Annotated in this window: 16 protein-coding genes; 2 read left to right on the top strand and 14 right to left on the bottom strand. The window is 71.9% G+C overall.

The window, feature by feature from the left end; translation table 11 throughout:
* Positions 1-42: 42 nt before the first annotated feature.
* From GA0070604_RS02210 to GA0070604_RS02200, 3 genes are read right to left on the bottom strand one after another with little or no spacing between them, the layout of a single operon-like run.
* Entirely contained in the window at positions 43-2415 is a 2373-nt protein-coding gene (locus tag GA0070604_RS02210; protein WP_091113333.1) for a glycoside hydrolase family 65 protein, read from the bottom strand.
* Complete coding sequence (locus tag GA0070604_RS02205) at positions 2412-3161, bottom strand: HAD family hydrolase (RefSeq protein ID WP_091113330.1); 750 nt, start codon at positions 3159-3161, stop codon at positions 2412-2414. Before GA0070604_RS02205 ends, GA0070604_RS02210 begins: the two co-directional genes overlap by 4 nt.
* A 47-nt stretch (positions 3162-3208) precedes the next feature.
* Positions 3209-3676, bottom strand: coding sequence for a DUF4442 domain-containing protein (locus GA0070604_RS02200; RefSeq protein ID WP_091113326.1), 468 nt, complete (start codon positions 3674-3676; stop codon positions 3209-3211).
* Positions 3677-3887: 211 nt separating this feature from the next.
* Here GA0070604_RS02200 and GA0070604_RS02195 point away from each other — a divergent pair, with 211 nt between their 5' ends.
* On the top strand, positions 3888-4724 hold the full coding sequence (locus GA0070604_RS02195) for an SCO4651 family lipoprotein (protein ID WP_091113322.1): 837 nt from the start codon (positions 3888-3890) through the stop codon (positions 4722-4724).
* Between the two features lie 58 nt (positions 4725-4782).
* Here GA0070604_RS02195 and GA0070604_RS02190 read toward each other — a convergent pair whose 3' ends face one another.
* The 6 genes from GA0070604_RS02190 to GA0070604_RS02165 all read right to left on the bottom strand — a co-directional run bounded on the left by GA0070604_RS02190 (position 4783) and on the right by GA0070604_RS02165 (position 13404).
* Complete coding sequence (locus GA0070604_RS02190; RefSeq protein WP_091113319.1) at positions 4783-6087, bottom strand: ABC transporter ATP-binding protein; 1305 nt, start codon at positions 6085-6087, stop codon at positions 4783-4785.
* 146 nt (positions 6088-6233) lie between these two features.
* Positions 6234-8423 carry a bifunctional glycosyltransferase/CDP-glycerol:glycerophosphate glycerophosphotransferase gene (locus GA0070604_RS02185; RefSeq protein ID WP_091113315.1) on the bottom strand — a complete coding sequence of 730 codons (2190 nt, stop codon included), beginning with the start codon at positions 8421-8423 and terminating at the stop codon, positions 6234-6236.
* A 16-nt stretch (positions 8424-8439) separates the two neighbouring features.
* Positions 8440-10401, bottom strand: coding sequence for a DUF5941 domain-containing protein (locus GA0070604_RS02180; RefSeq protein WP_091113312.1), 1962 nt, complete (start codon positions 10399-10401; stop codon positions 8440-8442).
* Positions 10398-11141: an ABC transporter ATP-binding protein gene (locus GA0070604_RS02175; protein WP_091113309.1), complete on the bottom strand. Its 744-nt coding sequence runs from the start codon at positions 11139-11141 to the stop codon at positions 10398-10400. Before GA0070604_RS02175 ends, GA0070604_RS02180 begins: the two co-directional genes overlap by 4 nt.
* Positions 11142-11969, bottom strand: coding sequence for an ABC transporter permease (locus GA0070604_RS02170; protein WP_091126846.1), 828 nt, complete (start codon positions 11967-11969; stop codon positions 11142-11144).
* A 64-nt stretch (positions 11970-12033) separates the two neighbouring features.
* The gene (locus GA0070604_RS02165; RefSeq protein ID WP_091113305.1) at positions 12034-13404 is read right to left on the bottom strand and encodes an L-serine ammonia-lyase; all 1371 of its coding nucleotides are present in this window, start codon (positions 13402-13404) and stop codon (positions 12034-12036) included.
* A gap of 416 nt (positions 13405-13820) precedes the next feature.
* On the opposite strand from GA0070604_RS02165, the gene GA0070604_RS02160 reads away from it, so the two are divergent.
* On the top strand, positions 13821-14006 hold the full coding sequence (locus tag GA0070604_RS02160; protein WP_091113301.1) for a PspC domain-containing protein: 186 nt from the start codon (positions 13821-13823) through the stop codon (positions 14004-14006).
* An 88-nt stretch (positions 14007-14094) separates the two neighbouring features.
* Here the strand turns inward: GA0070604_RS02160 and GA0070604_RS02155 are convergent, their stop codons facing one another.
* From GA0070604_RS02155 to GA0070604_RS02135, 5 genes are all read right to left on the bottom strand, one after another.
* The gene (locus tag GA0070604_RS02155) at positions 14095-14859 is read right to left on the bottom strand and encodes a DUF4230 domain-containing protein (RefSeq protein WP_091113297.1); all 765 of its coding nucleotides are present in this window, start codon (positions 14857-14859) and stop codon (positions 14095-14097) included.
* Positions 14860-14958: 99 nt separating this feature from the next.
* Complete coding sequence (locus GA0070604_RS02150; protein WP_091113291.1) at positions 14959-16119, bottom strand: acyl-CoA dehydrogenase family protein; 1161 nt, start codon at positions 16117-16119, stop codon at positions 14959-14961.
* 31 nt (positions 16120-16150) lie between these two features.
* Positions 16151-16456 (bottom strand): type II toxin-antitoxin system VapB family antitoxin, encoded by a 306-nt coding sequence (locus tag GA0070604_RS02145; RefSeq protein ID WP_091113285.1) that lies wholly within the window; start codon positions 16454-16456, stop codon positions 16151-16153.
* A 180-nt stretch (positions 16457-16636) separates the two neighbouring features.
* The gene (locus GA0070604_RS02140; RefSeq protein ID WP_091113278.1) at positions 16637-17239 is read right to left on the bottom strand and encodes a nitroreductase family protein; all 603 of its coding nucleotides are present in this window, start codon (positions 17237-17239) and stop codon (positions 16637-16639) included.
* Between the two features lie 2 nt (positions 17240-17241).
* Positions 17242-18123, bottom strand: coding sequence for an aldose epimerase family protein (locus tag GA0070604_RS02135; protein WP_091113274.1), 882 nt, complete (start codon positions 18121-18123; stop codon positions 17242-17244).
* Between the last annotated feature and the right edge of the window lie 103 nt (positions 18124-18226).

Raw genomic sequence — 18226 nt, 5'->3', positions numbered from 1 at the left:
ACGACGCATGCCGGGCCGGTCTCGCCGCACGACGGCGCAGGCTCAGCTGGTGCCCTCCGGCAGGTGCAGCAGGGGCGCCCGGCCCGGCGGTTGCTCCGGCGACGGGCCGGTCGGATCGGCCGGCGGCACCGGCACCGTGACCGGCTGGTCGCAGGTGACCCGGATCGGCTCGCCGTGGTGCCGCAGCTCCAGCACGGTGTCCGGCCCACCGTGCCGCAACGAGTACGTCGTCTGATGCGGCCGGACGTCGACCCGCAGGTGCATGGAGCGCCACTGGAGCGAGAACTCCAGGCGGCTCAGCCGGCTGGACAGCCGTGGCGAGAAGGACAGGATGCCCTCGTGGTCGCGTAGGCCACCGAAGCCGGCGATCAGGGCGATCCAGGCACCCGCCAGCGAGGCCATGTGCACCCCGTCCCGGGTGTTCTCGTTCAGGTCGTGCAGGTCCATCAGCGCGGCCTCGCGCAGATAGCGGTGCGCCAGCTCGGGGTGGCCCACCTCGGCCGCCATCACCGCCTGCGTGCAGGCGGAGAGCGAGGAGTCCCGGACGGTCCGCCGCTCGTAGTAGAGGAAGTTGCGCATCTTCTGCGGGCCGCTGAACGCGTCACCCCGCCAGTGCATGGCCAGCACCAGGTCGGCCTGCTTGACGACCTGTTTTCGATAGAGGTCGAAGTACGGGTAGTGCAGCAACAGCGGGTACTTCTCCGGCGGGGTGTGCTCGAAGTCCCACTCCTGCAACCGGGTGAACCCGTCCACCTGCTGGTGCACCCCGAGGTCCTCGTCGTACGGGATGTGCATGGAGCGCGCGGCGTCCCGCCAGGCGGCCGCCTCCTCCTCGGTGACCCCGAGGTTGAGCGCCTGATCCCGCAGGCGCATCGCGCAGTCGGCGGCGGTCAGCAGGTTCCGCTGCGCCATCAGGTTGGTGTAGATGTTGTCGTTCTTGACCGCGGTGTACTCGTCCGGGCCGGTCACCCCGTCGATGTGGAACTGCCCGTCCCGGTCGTGATGGCCCAGCGACCGCCAGAGCCGGGCGGTCTCCACGAACAGCTCCAGGCCGATCTCCCGCTCCAGCGTCTCGTCCTCGGTGGCGAGCAGATACCGCCGTACCGCGTCGGCGACGTCGGCGGCGATGTGGAACGCCGCGGTGCCCGCCGGCCAGTACGCCGACGACTCCGGGCCCTCGATGGTCCGCCACGGGAAGGCGGCACCCCGCAGGTTCAGCGTCCGGGCCCGGTCGTGCGCCTGCGGCAGCGTCGAGTGGCGCCAGTAGAGCGCGTCGCGTACCGCGTTCGGCTGCGTGTAGGTGAGCACGGGCAGCACGAACATCTCGGTGTCCCAGAACGCGTGCCCGTCGTAACCCGGGCCGGTGAGCCCCTTGGCGGAGATCGGCCGGCGTTCCGCCCGGGCGCCGGCCTGGAGCACGTGGAACAGCCCGAACCGGACGGCCTGCTGCACCTCCGGGTCGCCCTCCACCCGCACGTCGGAGGCGTCCCAGAACTCGTCCAGATACTCCCGCTGCGCCCGGCGCAGGCCGTCCCAGCCGTCCAGGCGGGCGGCGGCGAGGGCCGCGCCGGCCTGGTCGCGCATCGCCGGCAGCGACCGCCGGCTGGACCAGCCGTACGTCAGGTACTTGATCACCCGCAGCGTCTGGCCGGGCTTGAGCACCCCGCCGATCGTGGTACGGACCCAGTCCTCGTACCCCTCGGAGGAGATCGTGGTGCGTTCGGGGCCGTGCACCTCGTGCGCCATCGCGACGGCGACCCGCAGTCCACTCACCTTGGTCCGGTGGATCAGCAGCCCACCGTCGGCGGTGGTCAGCTCCTCCTCGGCCTGCAACGGCGACTCCAGCACGGCGGCCACCCGCGGGTCGCGGCTCTGCGGCGGCAGGGTCTCGTTGGCCACCAGCTCGGACTGGAGGATCAGCCGCAGCGGCCCGTCGACCGGCTCGACCTCATAGCTGATCATGGCGACCGTACGCTGGGTGAACGACACCAGTCGGGTGCTGCGAACCTTGACCTCCCGCCCGGCCGGCGAGCGCCAGTGCAGCTCCCGGTGCAGGGTGCCGGCCCGCAGGTCGAGGACCCGCTCGTGGGAGAGGAGTTCGCCGTACCGGACGTCGAGCGGTTCGTCGTCGACGAGCAGCCGGATCAGCTTGCCGTTGGTGACGTTGACGATGGTCTGGCCGGACTCGGGGAAGCCGAAGCCGGCCTCCGCGTACGGCAGGGGCCGCAGTTCGTAGAAGGAGTTGAGGTAGGTGCCGGGCAGGCCGTGCGGCTCACCCTCGTCCAGGTTGCCGCGCAGCCCTACGTGGCCGTTGGAGAGGGCGAACACCGACTCGGACTGGGCCAGCACGTCCATGTCGAGCCGCGTCTCGCGGACGTGCCAGGGCTCGACCGGATAGGCCCGTTCCCGGATCATCGGGCCGGCTCCGTCATCAGCTCGGCCAGGTCGGTCACCACCACGTCGGCGCCGTGCGAGCGCAGGTCGTCGGCCTGGCCGACCCGGTCGACGCCCACCACGTACCCGAAATCGCCGGCCTTTCCGGCGGCCACCCCGGCGAGAGCGTCCTCGAAGACGGCGGCCTTCGCCGGCGCCACCCCGAGCAGTTCCGCGCCGGCCAGGAAGGTGTCCGGGTACGGCTTGCCGCGCAGCCCCCGCTCGTGGGCGACCAGCCCGTCCACCCGGGCCTCCAGCAGCCGGTCCAGCCCGGCCGCCTCGACCACGGCCTGGGCGTTGGCGCTGGCCGAGACGACCGCCCGGCGGAGCCCGACGCGCGCCGCCGCCTCCAGGTAGCGCACCGAACCCTGGTAGACGTCGACCCCGTCGCTCTGGAGCCGCTGGAGCAGGACCACGTTCTTGCGGTTGCCCACCCCGTTGACCGTGTCCGCCTCCGGTGGGTCGTCCGGCGTGCCCTCGGGCAGGCTGATCCCGCGGGAGGCCAGGAAGGAGCGCACCCCGTCGGCGCGCGCCTTACCGTCCACGTACCGGTTGTAGTCGGGGCCGGGGTCGAACGGGCGGAACGGCTCGCCGGTGGCCGCCGCGCGGTCGGCGAGGAACGCGTTGAACGTCTCGGTCCAGGCGCCGTTGTGCACCTTGGCGGTCTGCGTCAGCACACCGTCCAGATCGAAGAGGCAGGCGGTCACGTGAGCGGGTAGACCCAGCACGTTACGACCCTATCCAGCGGACGGGCCGGGCAAACCCGATTCGGGCCTCAGCGGTTCGGGCGAAGCGTCCAGGTCACCGTCATCGTCGAGGTGGTGACCCCGTCCTCGGTGCCGATCTCCACCTCGACCGGGAACTCCGGCCGCCGCCCGGCGTCCAGCTCGGCGAGCACCTCCGCCGGGGTACAGCCCAGTCGGGCGGTGGCCAGCACCGGCCCGAGGGCCACCTTCCGGTACGCGATCGTGGCGGTCACGGCCAGCGGCACCGCCCGGTCGAGGACGTGCCCGAACGCGGCGAGCACCACTGCTCCGGAGGCGGTCTCCCCGAGGGTGAACATGGCCCCGGCGTGCGGGCCGCCGACGTGGTTGCGGTGCTCGACGGCGTCGGGGAGCCGGACGACGGCCCGCACCCCACCCTCGGCCTCGGGAGCGACCTCGACGAATTCGATTCCGAGCGTGCGGGCGAATGGCACGGCCTCCAGCAGACCGGCTGCCACCTGGCGAGAGTCGACGGACATCCCCGCACGCTACTCGCCGGTAACCAGCGGGGCAAGGCCAGGTGATTCGCGCACTGATCCACTCCCTGCGCGTCAGCCGGGTGCCCCGCACTCCTCAGGGCGCCCTGGTGGCCAGGCCCGGACCTCCCGGCGAGGTGGACCGGTTGGGATAGCGTGTCATCCATCTGTCGGGGCGAGAGGCCCAAACTCCTTCGGGGAAAGAAGCTGCCACGTGTCGCTGTGGAAGAAATCCGCCGTCCTCACCGTCTCCGCGCTCACCGCACTGGCGGTGACCGCCTGCGGATCCAAGCCAGGTTCGTCTGACGCGCCCGAGAAGCCGAGCGTGCTCGCGCTGCTCGCCAGCGATCTGAAGGGTTCGTTGCAGAAGGTGGTCGACGCCTCCGACAGGGCCGAATCCGTGACCTTGACGATGGAGGGCACGACGGCCGGCCAGAAGATCTCGATGCAGGGTGTCGTGGACATGCGCGACCCGGTGAAGGCCGAGATGAAGACGGCGGGGCCTGACGGCACCCCGACCACCGTCCGCATGATCGGCGGCGCGTTCTACATCGAGATCCCCGAGGAGAGCCGCGCGGACCTGAACGGGAAGCGCTGGATGAAGCTGGACCTGTCCTCCGCCGGTGCCGAGGCGGGGATGGACTTCACCAAGCAGTTCGACGACATGGACCCGACCAAGCAGGTCAAGACGTTGCTCGCCACCGAGGGAGTCACCGTCGTCGGTGAGGAGACGGTGAACGGGGCGCCCACCGTCCACTACACCGTCACCACGCCGGTGGCGAACTACCTCGGCCAGGTCGACGCCAAGCTGCGCGAGGGCGTCGAGAAGGAACTGGTTAAGCAGGGGGTCAAGGAGATCAAGCTCGACCTCTGGGTCGACGAGCAGTACCAGCCGCGCCGGGTGCACATGGTCATGGGCACGACGAGCGACCTGACCATCGACTACACCGACTACGGCAAGCCGGTCAACATCGAGACGCCGCCACCGGCGGAGACGGCCGACTTCGCCGAGATGCTGGAGGGCCTGGGCGACCTGGCCGCCGGCAACTGACCGGAGAGCCCGAACACGGCCCGGCCGGTGACGAGATCACCGGCCGGGCCGCACTCGTTCAGCGCCAGCCGACATCGATCCGGTCGCCGCGCTCGTCGAAGAAGTGCAGGGCGTCCATCCGCACCTGGATGGCCAGCGGGTGGCCCGCCGACACCGCCGGGTACGGGGCGAGCCGGACGGCCAGCTCCGCCGGACGGCGGTGATGGCGGCCGGGGTCGGAGAGCACGCTGGTCCGGTTGCCGCCACCGGCGGCCACGGCCTCCGACGCCTCCGCGCCCCGCCCGGTGAACCGCTGCATGACCTGGCCGAAGCGGCGCAGCCCGCGCTGGCCGGGCTCCATGTTCTCCATCGGGGTGCCCATCTCGTCCACCAGGATCGCGGTGGCGCCGATGTCGAGGAAGGCCAGCGACTCGTGGCCGTGGTGCTCCAGGTAACGGATCCGCCCCTGGAGCACGTGGCCGGGGGAATCCGGGGCGACCGGGGTGAGCGCCTCCGCCCGCATCCCGACCACGATCCGCTCGCCGTGGTAGTGCGCCACGGCACGGCTACGGATGTCGTCCCAGGGCAGGTAGAGCGCCTGCTCTCCGAGGTTGAGCGCCACGTACCGGTCGAGGTGGACGTAGACCGACGCCTCCAGCAGGTTCATCCGCGGGCTGCCGAGGAACGCGGCGACGTAGAGGGTGGCGGGCCGGCCGTACACCTGGGTGGGCGTGCCGACGTCCTGGAGCACGCCCTTGCGCATGATGGCGACCCGGTCGGCCATGGTCAGCGCCTCGGCCTGGTCGTGCGTGACGTAGATGGTGGTGACGCCCAGTTCGCGCGTCAGGCCGGAGATCTCGGCACGCAGCTCGGCACGGAGGCCGCTGTCCAGGTTGGAGAGCGGCTCGTCCATCAGGAACAGCCCGGGGCGGCGCACGATCGCCCGGCCCATCGCCACCCGCTGCCGCTGGCCGCCGGAGAGCTGGCTGGGCTTGCGGCCGAGTACGTCGCCGATGCCGAGGGCACCGGCCACGTCGTGGACCCGTTCCCCGCGCGGGCCCGGCTCGATCCCGGCCAACCGCAGCGGGAAACCGATGTTGTCACCGACGGTCATGTGCGGATAGAGGGCGAAGTCCTGGAAGACCATGGCGATCCGCCGATCCCGGGGCGGCAGGTCGTTGGCGACCTCGCCGTCGAGCAGGACCGCGCCGGTGCTCGGGTCCTCCAGCCCGGCGACCATTCGGAGCACGGTGGACTTGCCGCAGCCGGAGGGGCCGAGCAGCACCATGAACTCGCCGTCGTTGACGTCCAGATTGATGGTGTCGACCGCGACTGTCCCGTCCTGGAACACCTTGGTGACATCCTTGAGCGCGACGGTGGTCACCGTCTCCCTCCCCAGCTCTCGGCCGAAACCCGCAGATGACTGTGACCAACATCATCGAACAAGCACATCGGGTAAACGTGCCATGTTCGGCTCGTGACAGCCCAATTAAGGCGGTCCCGGCAGCCCGTCGCCAGCCGGAAGCGGTTTCAGGCCGGCTCGCCGAGGAAAACCCGGCGAACCACCCGCTCGGCGGCGTGCCCGTCGTCGAGCGCGCAGAACCGGGCCCGGAACCGCTGTCGGGCCTGCTCGGCCGGTTCCGCCCGGAACGCGCCGGAACGGAACGCGTCGAGCAGGGCGGGAAAATCGAGGGCCACCGCGCCCGGCGGCTCCGCGACCAGGTCGAAATAGACGCCCCGGGTCACCCGGTACGCGTCCCAGTCCGGGGCGTAGACGACGATCGGCCGGTCCAGCACGGCGTAGTCGAACATGGCCGAGGAGTAGTCGGTGACCAGTACGTCCGCGGCGAGGTACAGGTCCTCCACCCGCTCGTGGGCGCTCACATCCAGCACCCCGTCGCTCACCGGGCCACTGGGCCGCCGGTCCCGGTCGTGGAAGTAGTGGCTGCGTACCAGCACCCGCCCGGACGGGCCGAGCACCTCGCGCATCCGGTCCGGGTCGAACGGCGGCCGCCAGCCGGGCAGGTGCTCCCGGTGCGTCGGCGCGTACAACACCACCGTCTCGTCGGGGCCGATGCCCAGCTCCACCCGGGCCTGGCGGCACTGCTCCGGGGTGGCCAGCGCCAGCCGGTCGTTACGCGGATAGCCGACCTCCAGCGCGGTGAACCCGGCCGGATACGCCCGCTCCCACATCTGCGTCGAGAAGCTGTTCGAGGTGACGCTGTAGTCCCACCGGTCCACCCGGCGCAGCAGCCGGGCGAAGTCCATGCCCACCGCGCCGAGCGGATACCGCTGCTGGTCCAGCCCCATCACCTTGACGGGCGTGCCGTGGTGGGTCTGGAGGTGCACCGAACCGGCCCGCTTGCGTACGTGATCCGGAAAGTTGACGTTGTTGACCAGCCAGCGGGCCCGGGCCAGCACCCGGTAGTAGTCCCGGGTGCCGGCGACCACGTACTCGACGCCGGATGGGAGGCTGGCGACCCGGTCCCGCCGGACGATCCACACCCCCCGCACCTGAGGGGCCAGCCGACGGGCGGCTGCGTAGATCGCGGCCGGGTTGCAGGCGTACCCCCGGTACCAGTACGCGGCGTAGACGGCGAGGGTCGGGTCGAGCGGCCGGCGCAGCTCGGCCCGGTAGTACTCGCCCAGCACGGCGTCCCGGGTCCCACGAGCGGCCTGCCGGGCCACCGGCAGCACCCGCCGCCGGACCCGCCGGACCGAGCGGCGGGCGTGCTCCTCGGTCTGGTGGGCGGCGCGGAGTGCGCGGAACGTCCGCCAGCGCCCGGCCGCCACCAGCCGGTGCTTCACCCCGTCCAATCCGGGCGGCACCGGGTAGCCCTCGGGCGGCAGGAAGCGTACGTAGTCGTCGTGCATCTGGGCGAAGAACGCGGGCCGCAGTTCGGGGGCGATCCGTTCACCGTTGCCGAGCACGGTCAGGTAGTGCCAGATCATCCGCTCGAAGATCCCGGGGCGGAGCGCGGCCACCGTCGGCCCCCACCGGTCCATCAGCCGGAACACCCGGTGCCACTGGGCGAACACCTCGAAGTGCCGGTCCCCCCGGGTACGGGTGATCGCCCCGGTCCGGCGTTGCCGGTAGTTCAGGCAGATCCGGTCCAGCACGCCGATCCGCTCCGCGGCCATCAGCACCGGGTAGCTGAACGAGACGTCCTCGTACCAGCCGGGTTCGAAGCGCAGCCCCCGCTCGATCAGGAACTCCCGCCGGACCACCCGGTTCCAGGCGGTGTGCAGCAGCCGCAGGGTCTCGGGGCGGTCCCGCAGCCGGAACGTCTCCGCGCCGGGTGGCCGCGGGAACACCTCGGGCATGACGCTGCGGGTGCCCACGTTGTTCCAGAACGCCCGGACGTGGTCCACGATCAGCACGTCCGGGCGGGTGGCGACCAGCCGGCTCGCCACGTGCGGCAGGCAGCCGGGGACCAGCCAGTCGTCGCCGTCGACGAACCAGACGTACTCGCCGACGGCTCGGTCCAGCCCGACGTTGCGGGCCGGACCGAGCCCCCCGTTCTCGGTGAGCCGGACCGGACGGACCCGGGGGTCGCGGTCCGCGTACTCGGCCAGGATCTCGCCACTGCCGTCCGGGGAGGCGTCGTCGACCCCGATCACCTCCAGGTCGCCGTACGGCTGGCCGAGGATCGAGTCGAGGCACTCCCGCAGGTAGCCCTGCACCTCGAAGGCCGGTACGACGAAGCTGATCAGGGTCATCCCGGCCGGCCCTCCGTCAGCCCGGCGAGCGCTCACCCCCACCGACCGGGACCGGCGTCCGTGGGGCGCGGGCCGGCAGGACCACCCAGGCGAGGACCACGCTCGCGACGAAAACCACGAGAAGGTACGCACCGAGTGTAATCAGCCCGATACTGGCAAATCCCGCGAATGTCGCCACCGCCAGCAGCACCGACCGTACGTCCCAGCCGAGCGTGGCGGGGTGCAGCGGCGGGGCCGTCTGCCGCTTCTCCAGCCGGGCGGTCAGGTCGTAGTGGTGCAGGGTGAGCACGAAGACGTACCCGAAGATCAGCCAGGCGGGCGCCCGGCCGGCCACCCCGACGGCGATGGCGAAGAGATACTCCCCGGCCCGCAGCGCGGCCGGGACCAGCCAGTCCAGCGGACCGTCGTGCGACGCCCGCGCGCCGAGCGCGGCGACCAGCAGCACCAGCACCGCCAGCGGCACCACCCAGCCCGGCAACCGGTCGCCGGCGTGCACGGTGGCCAGCGCCCAGAGCAGCAGGGCCACCGCGCTGAGCGCACCGAGCACCGCCAGCGCCAGCGGGCCGGGCCGGCGGACCGCCGGCACCCCCCGGGCCAGCGGCCCGTCGTCGCGGTGCAGCGTCGCGTCGACGGTGGCCACCACCGGCACCCGCATCCACCGCGCCCGCAACGTCCGCAACCCCCCGGTGTACGCGAACGCCAGCGTCCCCCAGACCAGCACCGCGCAGAGCGCCACCAGCGGGCCGAAGAGCGCGGCGGTCAGCGCCATCAGCGCCCACCGCTCGCCGATCGGGAAGACCACCGTCCGCTTCAGCCAGTACGACACCGAGCCGGTGTCCGCCTGCACCTTCGTCGAGGCGGCGTTCAGCCGCCCGCCGATGCCCCCGGCCCCCCCGGTCGCCGGGCGGGGCCGCCGGGCCGCCTCGTCGTGCAGCACGCCGTACCAGGTGTCGGTCATGTGCCGCACGGTCTGCAACGTCATCGCGGCGATCGCCAGGGCCCAGCCGTAGCGGAAGCCGGCGTGCGTCGCGCCGTAGCCGAGGCCGGCGTAGACGACGTATTCCTTGGCCCGGTCGGCCATGGTGTCCAGCCAGCCGCCCCAGGCGCTGAACTGTCGGGTGTAGCGGGCCAACTGCCCGTCCACGCAGTCGAGCACGAAGCCCAGGTAGAGCAGGACCGCCCCGGCGGCCAGCGCGGGCCGCCCGCCGGCCCCGAACAGCAGCGCGGCGGCCACCGCGAAGGCCACCGAGATCATGGTCACCGCCGTCGGGCTGAGCCGCAGCCGGGCGGCGGCCTTCGTCACGTACACCGACCAGGTGCTGACGAAGAACGTGGTGAAGAAGTCGTCCCGCTCCTTCACCGAAAGCCGCAGCTCGGCCCGGTCCTCATCGACCGCGGCCACGGCCGCCTCGGCGGCGTCCGCCTCGGCGGGGGTGCCGGCCCGGTGCGCCACGAGCAGGCGTACCCGGTGCGCGAAGGTCAGCGTGCCGCACGCCGCGAGTTCGGCGAAGAGCCGGTCCACCGCGGCGGTCGCCGGCCCGCTCGGCGCGGCGGCGGCCGTCTCGGCCGCGGCGGCAAGGGCCGGCAGGTCGGCCGCGCCGACCCGCAGCGCGCCGCCGAAGACCCCGGTCGCGTCCGCCGGGTCGCCGACCGCCACCACCTGGCCGCGCTCCTCACGGACCGACGCCTGCCCCGGCGCGGGCGGATCGGTGAGCACCAGGGCCAGCGTCGGCCCCACCGGGCTGGTCGCCAGGTGTCGGAGTACGGCCGTGTGCGCCACCAGGTCGGCCCCGCTGACCAGCACCGGGCCGGTCGCGCCGGCCACCAGCTCGGCCAGCTCGGTCAGGTCGCCGGCCACCCGCACGTCGCTCGCGCCGGCCCGTCGCCACTGCCCGACGAGCCGGTCGACCAGTCGTTCCCCGGCACGGGTGGTCAGGCTCGCGGCCGGGTCGGCGGCGAGCACGATCGCGAGCGTCACCGCTGCGCGGCGCTGGCGTACGCGTGCAGCGCCTCGTCGATCGTCCCGTCCACGGTCAGCCGCCCGCCGTCGAGGTAGAGCCCTCGACGGCAGAACCGGGTGAGGTCCTTTTCGTTGTGTGACACCAGCACGAGCGTGCGCCCTTCCGCGAGAAGTCGCTCGATGGTCGCATAGCACTTCGCGCGGAACTCCGCGTCCCCGACCGCGGTCACCTCGTCCACCAACAGGATCGGATGCGGCAGGTGGGCGATGACCGCGAAACCGAGCCGCACCTTCATCCCGGAGGAGTAGTGCCGGACCGAGGTGTCGATGGAGCGTTCGACCTGCTCCCCGGCGAACGAGACGATCTCGTCGAAGTGCCGCCGCAGGTACGCCGTCGGCAGCCCGTGCAGCCCGCCCACCAGGTACAGGTTCTCCCGGCCGGTCAGGTCGTTGGAGAAACCGGCGGAGAGCTCCAGCAGCGGAGCCACCGCCCCGCGTACCCGGATCCGGCCCTCGTCGGGGATCAGCACCCCGGCGATCAACCGCAGCAGGGTGCTCTTGCCGGTGCCGTTACGACCGATCACCCCGACCGTCTCGCCGGGCTCGACCCGGAAGGACACGTCCCGCAGCGGCCAGAACTGGCCGGCGGTGCTGTTCCGCCCGCCCCGATGGATCAACAGCTCCCGCAGCCGGAGCTGCCGGCGCCGGTTGCGGACGAACCGGATGCCGAGCCCCTCCGCCTCGATGATCGCCGTCATTCAGAGTTCCTTGAGCACGGCCGGTTCCAGCCGGCGGAACGACCACCAGCCGACCGCCAGCACCAGCAGGCTGTCCAGCACGGTGACGGCGAGCAGCCGGGCGTCGGGGAACTCGTCCGGGTACCAGATCGAGTGGTGCAGCTGGAAGATGCCGACCAGCGGGTTCAGCTCGTAACCGAACTTGACCCAGGCCGGCATGCCGGAGTCCCGTACCAGACCGAGCGGGTAGATGATCGGGGTGGCGTAGAACAGCACCCGGATGATCAGCCGCATGAAACGCTCGATGTCGCGCATCAGCACGTTGAACGCCGACAGCAGCAGCGCGACCCCGGCCAGCAGGACGAACTGCACCGACACGGCCAGCGGCAGGGCGAGCAGGGTCCAGCCGACGTGGATCTTCCCGTGCGCCGCGTAGATCGCCGCGATGCCGGCCAGGATGGGCAGGCCGGCGGCGTACTCGGCGAAGCGACCGGTGACCCGGCCGATCGGGAAGACCTGCCGGGGCACGTTCATCGTGGTGATCAGCCGGGCCTGCCCGGTCAGCGCGTTCGTCGCCTCGTTGAGCGCCGAGCTGGCCCACATCCAGGCGAAGATCCCGGTGATCAGGAACAGCGGGTACGACCCGGCGGCCTCGCCCAGGTGCCGGCGGGTGGCCCCGGAATAGAGCACCCCGAAGACGAACCAGTAGATCAGGCCCATGCCGAGCGGCTCGATGAGCGACCATAGGTAGCCCAACACGGACTGCTGGTACTTCACCGCGAGGTCCCGCTTGACCAGGATGCGCAGCGAGTTGCGGGCCGACCAGAGCGCGGCGACGCCTGTCGTCACCGTCCCATCCTCGCCCGCGCCACCCGCCTTCGGCACCGGTACACGCCGGGTCACCCCATCGGGTTCAGCACTCGATGACGTTCACCGCGAGGCCGCCCCGCGCCGTCTCCTTGTACTTGACCTTCATGTCGGCACCGGTCTCCCGCATCGTCTTGATCACCTTGTCCAGCGACACGGCGTGCACCCCGTCGCCACGCAGCGCCAGCCGGGCGGCGGTGATCGCCTTGATGCTGGCCACCGCGTTCCGCTCGATGCACGGGATCTGCACCAGCCCGCCAACCGGGTCGCAGGTGAGGCCGAGGTTGTGCTCCATGCCGATCTCGGCGGCGTTCTCCACCTGCTCGGGGGTGCCGCCGAGCGCCTCGGCGAGCCCGGCGGCGGCCATCGAGCAGGCCGAGCCGACCTCGCCCTGGCAGCCGACCTCGGCCCCGGAGATCGAGGCGTTCTCCTTGAACAGCACCCCGATCGCACCGGCGGCGAGCAGGAAGCGGACCACGCCCTCGTCCGAGGCGTCGGGCACGAACCGGGTGTAGTAGTGCAGCACGGCCGGGATGATCCCGGCGGCACCGTTGGTCGGGGCGGTGACCACCCGGCCGCCGGCCGCGTTCTCCTCGTTGACCGCGAGCGCGAACAGGGTGACCCAGTCCATCGCGCGCAGCGGGTCGCTGGCGTCGGCCTCCGCCTCCAGGCTGCGGCGCAGCTCGGCCGCCCGGCGGCGGACCTTCAGCCCGCCGGGAAGGACTCCGTCCCGCGCGCAGCCGGCCTCGACGCACTCCCGCATCACCCGCCAGATGTCCAGCAGCCCGGAGCGGACGTCCGCCTCGCCGCGCCAGGACAGTTCGTTGGCGAGCATCACCTCGCTGATCGACAGGCCGTTGCCGGTGGTGACCGCCAGCAGCTCCGCCCCGGTCAGGAACGGGTAACGGACCCGGGTGGTGTCCGGTTTGATCCGGTCCGCCCCGGCCGCCGCCTCGTCGACCACGAACCCGCCACCAACGGAGTAGTAGGTGCGGGCCCTGACCTGACTCCCGCCCCCGTCGAAGGCCGCGAAGGTCATCCCGTTCGGGTGGTACGGCAGCGAGCGGCGTCGGTGCAGCACCAGGTCCCGGTCCGGGTCGAAGTCGATCTCGTGGGTGCCGAGCAGGCTGAGCCGCCGATCGGCCCGGATCCGCTCCACCCGCGGCCCGACCGAGTCCGTGTCAACCGTCTCCGGCGCCTCGCCCTCCAGCCCGAGCAGCACCGCGCGGTCGCTGCCGTGCCCGTGCCCGGTCGCACCGAGCGAGCCGAACAACTCGGCCTGTACCCGGGCGGTGTCGGCGAGCAGCCCGTCCGCCTTGAGCCCGGTCACGAAGGTACGGGCGGCGCGCATCGGCCCGACGGTGTGCGAGCTGGACGGCCCGATGCCGACGCTGAAGAGGTCGAAAACACTGATCATGGCTGCACTTTCCTCGCCGTCGTACCCGTCGTACGGGTCCGGCCCGGGATGTGCCGCTCCCGGTCCGGGGCGGCGGGCGGCACCCGGGGTGTGGGCGCCCGACCGGCGAGCCTACCTGCCCAGGTCAGAACCTGCTCCCAGCCCGGCACACCCGCCCTCCCCCGCGCCCCGCGTCCGTCTCCCCGCGCCCGTCTCCCGCGCCAAGATCGTGCTCGATCCGGGAAGTAGTGGCCTCGGAGCGACCGGGAGGCCACTCGATCCAGGATCGAGCACGATCTTGCCCCGGCGTGACCCGGCGGGGGTAAGCACCTACGGGTGCGGGGGCTGGCGATCATCCTCGGGGGCGAGGGCGGGGGGTGCTGCCGTTCCTAACCTGGAGTCAGCGCGGCGGATCGCCGCAGAGTGGGAGTACGACGATGAGTCGCAAACTGGTCCGCCCCCGCCAGGGGCGCATGGTCGCCGGGGTCTGCGCCGGCCTGGCCCAGCGGTTCGGCCTGTCGGCCAACCTGGTCCGGCTGCTGTTCCTGCTGTCCCTACTGCTGCCCGGCACCCAGGTGATCATCTATCTGGTGCTGTGGATCCTGATGCCCAACGAGTACTGACCCACCAACCCGCCCGGGCGCGACATCGGGGAAAGTGCTGCCTCCACTCGCCGCTGAAGCAGCACTTCCCCCGAAACTGCCGACGATGTCAGGGGGCCGTGTAGGTGACGGTCACCTTCTCGTAGCCGAGGGAGCGGAGCAGGCCCTCCAGCATCTTGCGGGTGTTCTCCTCGGCCCGCGCGGCGAGCCCGCTGTCCCGGGCGGCGGCGGTGATCCGGTCCTCGGCCAGCCGGTAGACCTGCTGCTGACGGTTGGGGTCACCGGCCACCAGGTCGTTGAGCCGGTTGAGCAGGCCACGCTGCTGGGCGAAGACGTAACTCTTCGACATGTCGAGGTCGGTCTCGCCGAGCTGCGGGGCGGGCAGCTTGATCTCCACCGACTTCTTGTCGGCCGACTCCACCACGGCCCCATCGGCGATCTTCGAGAAGTCGACGTACGCCTCGACCCGCCCCGCCCCCACGAAGAGGGTCCGCTCGTTGAGCAGGAAGTCCGGCACGTTCCGCCGGTCGTTCTGCAGGTCGATCACCACCTGGAAGTCGCCCTCGGCCGCGACGTACCGGCTGAGGTCGCGGATCGACCTGAGCAGCGTCGGCTGACTGCGGTCGGTCTGCTCCCTGGCGAACGGGTTGCGGAAATCCGGCAGGATCCCGCTCGCCTGCACGCCGAGCAGCGCCACCACGACCAGCGCGGCCGCGCCGAGCACCCAGAGCAGGCCGCGAACCGGGCCACCCACCGACGCCGGGGCGCCCGGCCCCGGGTCGGGTGTGACGTCGGACCGGGGCTGGCCGGGGTCGCCGGCCGGGTGACCGGGGAACTCCATGGTGGGCTCGTTGATGTCACCGTCGCGGGCCATCGCCCTCACCGTCCTCGTCAGACACTGCGCCTGAAGATGACGGTAAGGCCCCCGTACGACACCCGCTCGCCGACCGGCGGCAGATGGGAAAACCGCAGGTCAGGCGAAGGCAGAGAGCCCGGTCAGCCGCTGCCCGACAACCAGTTGGTGGATCTCCGAGGTGCCCTCGTAGGTCAGCACGCTCTCCAGGTTGTCGGCGTGCCGCATGATCGGGTATTCGCCGGAGATCCCGTTGGCGCCGAGGATCGTCCGGCACTGCCGGGCGATGGCCAGGGCCTCCCGTACGTTGTTCAGCTTGCCCACGCTGACCTGCTCGGGGCGCAGCCGCCCGGCGTCGGCGAGCCGACCCAGGTGCAGCGCCAGCAGCAGCCCCTTGTTCCACTCGACGGCCATGTCGGCGAGCTTGGCCTGGGTGAGCTGGAAGCCCGCGAGCGGCCGGCCGAACTGGGTCCGGGTGGTCGCGTACGACAGGGCGGTCTCCAGGCAGTCGCGGGCCGCGCCGAGCGCGCCCCAGACGATGCCGTACCGGGCCTCGGTGAGGCAGCTCAGCGGCGCCTTCAACCCGGTCGCCTCGGGTAGCCGGGCGTCCGCCGGGAGCCGGACGCCGTCGAGGACGATCTCGCCGGTCAGTGACGCGCGGAGCGACATCTTCCGGCGGATTTCCTGCGTGGCCACCCCGGGGGTGTCCATCGGCACGAGAAAACCTCGCACGCCCTCGTCGGTGCGCGCCCAGATCACCCCGACGTCGGCGACCGGCGCGTTGGTGATCCACATCTTGCCGCCGTCGAGGATCCAGTCGTCGCCGTCCCGGCGGGCCCGGGTGGCCATCGAGGCCGGATCGGAGCCGTGATCGGGCTCGGTCAGCCCGAAGCAGCCGATCGCCTCGCCAGCCGCCATCGCGGGCAGCCAGCGCTGCTTCTGCTCCTCGCTGCCGTAGCGCCAGATGGCGTACATGGCCAGCGAACCCTGCACCGAGACCAGCGAGCGGATGCCGGAGTCGCCGGCCTCCAGCTCCAGGCAGGCCAGCCCGTACGCGACCGCCGGCGCGCCGGCGCAGCCGTACCCGGTCAGGTGCATGCCGAGCAGGCCGAGCTTGCCGAACTCGCGGGCCAGCTCGCGGGCCGGCACTCGGCCGTCCTCGTACCAGCCGGCGACGTGCGGGCGTACCCGGTCGTCGACGAGCTGGCGCACGACGGCGCGGATCTGCCGCTCCTCCTCGCCCAGCGACGCGTCGATGTCCAGCAGGTCGAGAGGGGTCATGCCGCCACCTTAACGAAGGCTCAGCAGGACGTCACTCGCCCTGCGGGCTGAGCACCAGCACCCGGGCGTGGATCTGGTTGCGCTGCTGCAACGCCGCACGCAACGCCCGGTGCAGACCGTCCTCCAGGTAGAGGCCGCCGTTCCACTGCACCACATGCGGGAAGAGGTCGCCATAGAAGGTGGAGTCCTCGGCGAGGAGCTTGTCCAGCGCCAGCTCCCGCTTCGTGGTGATGAGCTGGTCCAGCCGCAGCGGACGCGGCGGGATCTCGGCCCACTGCTTGAGCGTGAGGTTGTGCTCCGGGTAGGGACGCCCGTCCCGGACCGCTCTGAAGATCACGGCGCGCTCCCCTCCCCCTGGCGCGGCCCGCCTCGGCGCCCGGCCGGGTCAGGGCGAGACGCCACGCGGAACGGCTGATGATGTCCGTGCCAGCCTAGCCGCAGCGGCCACATTGCGTTTTACTCCCTCATGTCGGTTTTCCTACCGCCGATGCCCCGACCGGCCCGGACAAACCCGCCGTCAACTCCAGCGGCCCCGCCGGACCACCTCGTCGACCGGCCGCCGGCCACGACGCAGCGACGGTGACCGGTGGTCGGGTGCGCGGTAACCGATGGTGACCGCGCCGATCGGGTGGAATTCCGCCGGCACCCCGAACGCCTCCCGGTACGCCCCGATCCGCTGCGGTGGGATGCCGAAGAAGCAGGCGCCCAGCCCCTCGTCCACGGCGGTGAGCAGCATCAGCAGCGCGGCGAAGCCGGTGTCCACGTACCAGTAGGGCACCGGCCAGCGGTCCTCGGCGCGATCCGTCCAGCCCTTGTCCGGCTCGGCGTACCGGTCCAGGTAGGCGGAGCGGTTCGCGTGCGGCACGACGATCAGCGGAGCGCGGCGCATCCCGGCCAGCCAGCGCTCCCGGCCACCCCCGCCCGGGGTGGCCGCGGCCCAGAACCGCTCCCGGTCCGCCGGCTCCTCCAACACCAGGAAGCCCCAACCCTGGGCGAAGCCCGCCGAGGGGGCCCGGACCGCATGCTCCAGCAACCGGTCCACCACCTCGGGCGGGACCGGCCGGTCGGGGTCGTAGTTGCGTACCATCCGGCGGCGCCGGACGACCTCGGCGAACTCCACGCTCAGGCTCCGGGCCGGATGCCCCAGGCGCCCCGCCAGGTCTCGCCGGGGGCCAGCACGATCAGGTCCTTGCCCGAGCGGAAAGCGTCCGCCGGGCAGGTCATCGGCTCGATCGCGACCGAGCGGCGGTGCCGCTCGCCGGTGAGGGTGTCCCCGGTGAAGACCTGCCACCAGCCGAACTCGGGGCCGGCCCAGACGTGCACCGCCGAACCGTCCGGCGCGGCGAGGGTCACGCTCGACCGACCGTCGCCGTCCCGGACGATGTCCCCGAAGGCCAGGTCGAGCACCGCGTCGCCGATCGGGCGGGGCTCGGTGAAGTCGTACTCGCTGCCGGTGACCCGGGTCGCGCCCACCGGGAGCAGCCGGCCGTCCAGCAGCATCCGGATCCGCCCCGGCACCCGCAGCGACAGCTCGTCCACGCCGGCCTTCGGCAGCCGGAGGTAGGGGTGCACCGAGAAGCCGAACGGCGCCGCCTCGTCGGTCAGGTTCGTCACCTCGTGCTCGGCGCGCAGCCCGCCCGCCCCGACACTCCACCGGGTACGCAGCCGCAACGCCCACGGGTAGCCCGGGGTCGGCGGCAGGTCGTAGCCGAGCGTGATGGTCTCCGGCGTCCGCTCGACCAGCTGCCAGGACACCCAGTTGACCAGGCCGTGGATGGCGTTGTTCCGGGCCGGCTCGGTCAGGTCGAGCTGTAACGTCCGGCCCCCGAAGGCGTACGCGCCGTCCCGGATCCGGTTCGGCCACGGGGCAAGCACCTGCCCGGCCGAGCCGGGGCAGATCTCGTCGGCCTCGTACCCGTCGAGGTAGTCCACCTCATCGTGCCGATACGCCCGCAGCCCGCCGCCCACCTCGACGACGACGGCCTCGTGCCCGTCCGCCGAGATGCTCCACTGTGCCCCGACGGCGAGGGATTCACCCCGTTCTCCATGTTGGCGACCTTAGTAGATGAAAGGAAGGGCCCCCTTTTAACGCCTGGCGATAGCAAGG

The organism is Micromonospora eburnea (genome assembly GCF_900090225.1).
GTDB lineage: Bacteria > Actinomycetota > Actinomycetes > Mycobacteriales > Micromonosporaceae > Micromonospora > Micromonospora eburnea.
The sequence above is the reverse complement of the archived record's forward strand: the minus strand, read 5'-3'. Positions and strand labels throughout refer to the sequence as shown.

Bases quoted from the DNA above. Each gene is read 5' to 3' on its own strand.
- GA0070604_RS02210 (WP_091113333.1), bottom strand. From the start codon at position 2,415: ATGATCCGGGAACGGGCCTATCCGGTCGAGCCCTGGCACGTCCGCGAG.
- GA0070604_RS02200 (WP_091113326.1), bottom strand. From the start codon at position 3,676: ATGTCCGTCGACTCTCGCCAGGTGGCAGCCGGTCTGCTGGAGGCCGTG.
- GA0070604_RS02185 (WP_091113315.1), bottom strand. From the start codon at position 8,423: ATGACCCTGATCAGCTTCGTCGTACCGGCCTTCGAGGTGCAGGGCTAC.
- GA0070604_RS02175 (WP_091113309.1), bottom strand. From the start codon at position 11,141: ATGACGGCGATCATCGAGGCGGAGGGGCTCGGCATCCGGTTCGTCCGC.
- GA0070604_RS02165 (WP_091113305.1), bottom strand. From the start codon at position 13,404: ATGATCAGTGTTTTCGACCTCTTCAGCGTCGGCATCGGGCCGTCCAGC.
- GA0070604_RS02160 (WP_091113301.1), top strand. From the start codon at position 13,821: ATGAGTCGCAAACTGGTCCGCCCCCGCCAGGGGCGCATGGTCGCCGGG.
- GA0070604_RS02155 (WP_091113297.1), bottom strand. From the start codon at position 14,859: ATGGCCCGCGACGGTGACATCAACGAGCCCACCATGGAGTTCCCCGGT.
- GA0070604_RS02150 (WP_091113291.1), bottom strand. From the start codon at position 16,119: ATGACCCCTCTCGACCTGCTGGACATCGACGCGTCGCTGGGCGAGGAG.